The sequence below is a fragment of the Candidatus Methylomirabilota bacterium genome (genome assembly GCA_036002485.1).
In the GTDB taxonomy this organism is placed as follows: Bacteria; Methylomirabilota; Methylomirabilia; order Rokubacteriales; family CSP1-6; genus AR37.
Genome location: DASYTI010000017.1, coordinates 1 through 2,575 on the forward strand (window position 1 = coordinate 1; position 2,575 = coordinate 2,575).

Annotated in this window: 1 protein-coding gene; it reads right to left on the reverse strand. The window is 69.9% G+C overall.

The window, feature by feature from the left end; translation table 11 throughout:
• A partial coding sequence (locus VGT00_02005) for an adenylate/guanylate cyclase domain-containing protein (GenBank protein ID HEV8530172.1) occupies positions 1-2,515 on the reverse strand: 2,515 nt, incomplete at its 3' end.
• Positions 2,516-2,575: the final 60 nt, after the last annotated feature.

The following is a 2,575-nucleotide window of genomic DNA, read 5'->3' on the forward strand; positions in this document are numbered from 1 at the left end:
CGCCCCGGGCGGCGTGCGTCCGGCCAAGAAAGGACGTTGCGACCACCTCGATCGAGCGATCGCCGAGAGTTCGCGCGATGGTGAGGGCCTCCTGGCCGAACCTGACGGCCTCGTCGTAGTCGCCAGTGGCCAGGCACTGGATCACCATGAAGGTGGCGATCCGCGCGAGTCGGTGCTGGTCGCCGAGCGCCCTGGCGAGTATCTCCGCCTCGTGGAGCTGCTCGCCCGTGCGCGTCCGATCGCCGAGCGGTTGGAACGCGTTCCGGAGGTCGATGCGGATGTCGATGGTCAGCTCGGTCGTCTCCCGGCTGTCGGGGAGGCGGCGGAGGGCCGCGAGCGCCTGCTCCAGGTGGGCGATGGCCTCGCGGTTGGCTGCCCGCGCCTCGGCACGGAGCCCCGCCTGGCGGAGATAGGCGACCGCCTTCTCCCACAGCTCTCCGCGCAGGGCGTGGTGGGCAAGCCGCTCGGCCTGCTCGGCGACGCGGTCTGTCGAGAGTCGCTCGATGGCCTCGGTGACGCGGGCGTGCAGGGCGCGCTGCCGGTCCTGGAGCAGCCCCTGGTACGCAACCTCGTGAGTGAGCGCGTGCTTGAACGTGTACTCGAGGTCCGGAAAGAGCCGGGTCTCGTAGAGGAACTCCGCGGCCTGGAGGTTCGTCAGCTCGGCGCGCACCTCGTGCTCCGGCGCCTCGGCAATGGCCAGGAGCAGCGGCATGGGCACGTCCTTGCCGATGACGGCGGCCGCCTGGAGCAGTCGCTTGTCCTCGGGCGCCAGGCGGTCGATGCGCGCAGCCAGGATAGCCTGCACGGTGGCGGGGATCTTTAGGTTCTCGACGGGCCGGGTGAGCCGGTAGGCGCCGCGCTCGCCGACCAGGGCCGCCGTCTCCACGAGCGCGCGCACACTCTCCTCGAGGAAGAGGGGATTTGCTTCCGTCCGCTCGACCAGGAGCTGCTTCAGCGGACCCAGCGCCGCGTCAGGGCCGACGAGCACATCGAGCAGCTCATCAGCACTCTCGGGCGGCAGAGGATCGATCCGGAGCTGGCGGTAGTAGGTCTTGCCGCCCCAGGCGTGGTGGTACTCGGGACGGTAATTGACGAGGAGCACGAGGCGCGCCGCGGGCAGGCTCCCGATGAGGCTATCGAGCAAGGCCTGGGTTTCGCCGTCGATCCAGTGCAGGTCCTCGAAGACCACCACCAGAGGCTGGACCTCACTCTCGCGCAGCAGCAGGCGCTTGACCGCGTCGAGCGTCTGCTGGCGCCGCTGGAGCGGATCGAGGGCTTGCCAGGACGCCTCCTCCACCGGCACGTCGAGGAGCGCCAGGAAGGCGGGCACGACGGATCCGAGCGCCGGGGCGAGCGTCAGGACCTTCCCCGTGACCTTCTCCCGGATCTTCCGCGGGTCGTCGCGGCTCTCGATCTCGAAGTAGCCGCGGAGCAGCTCGATCACGGGAAGATAGGCGGTGGCCTTGCCGTAGGAGACCGAGGCGGACTGCACGATCAGCCAGCCGTGCATGCGATGGGAGTGGGTGAGCTCCCAGAAGAGACGCGACTTGCCGAGGCCCGGCTCCCCGACCACGGCGACCACTTGGCCGTGCCCAAGGCTGGCCCGGTCGAGGGCGCCTCGGAGTTGCTCCAGCTCCGCGTTGCGGCCGACGAAGCGCGTGAGCCCTCGCCGCGCCGCGGCCTCGAGGCGGGTGCGGGCGGCGCCGGCCCCCACCAGCTCGAACACCTCGACCGGCTTGCCGAGCCCCTTGATCGGCACCGGGCCGAGCGGGGTGACCTGGACGAAGCCCTCGGCCAGGTGCAGCGTCTCGTCAGTGAGCCGGATGCTGCCGGGCGCGGCGAGCTGCTCCAGGCGTGCCGCCAGGTGCGTGGTCTGGCCCACGGCCGTGTAGTCCATGCGGAGATCACTCCCGATCGAACGCACCACGACCTCTCCGGAGTTGACGCCGACGCGGATCTGCACTTCCACGCCCTGCGCGCGGCGAAGCTCATCCGAGTGGCGCCGCACGACGTCCTGCATCCGCAGGGCGGCATAGCACGCGCGCACGGCGTGATCTTCATGGGCGAGCGGCGCGCCGAAGAGCGCCATGATGCCGTCGCCCATCACCTGATTCACGGTGCCCTCGTAGTGATGGACGGCGTCCATCATCAGCGTGAGGACGGGATCGAGAATCTTGCGCGCCTCTTCCGGATCGCGGTCGGCGAGCAGCTCCATCGAGCCCTTGAGATCGGCGAAGAGGACCGTGACCTGCTTCCGTTCGCCCTCGAGGGCAGTCTTCGAGGTCAGGATCTTCTCGGCGAGGTGCTTGGGGGTGTAGGCCTCCGTAGAGGCAAAGCGGTCCGCTGTTGGCGTCGCGGGTGCCAGCCCCGTCGGGTGGGCGCACTCGGGACAGAACTTGGCGGTTGGGGAGACCGGGCGGCCGCAGTTGCTGCACGACCGCGCCAAGGGCGCGGCGCACTCTTCGCAGAACTTCGCCGCGATCTCGTTCTCGTGCTGACACCGGGGACACTTCATGCTCGAGCCTCCACCGTACGGGGGCGCGCCGGTCCGAACGTGCGCCAACCCTAGCCGGCG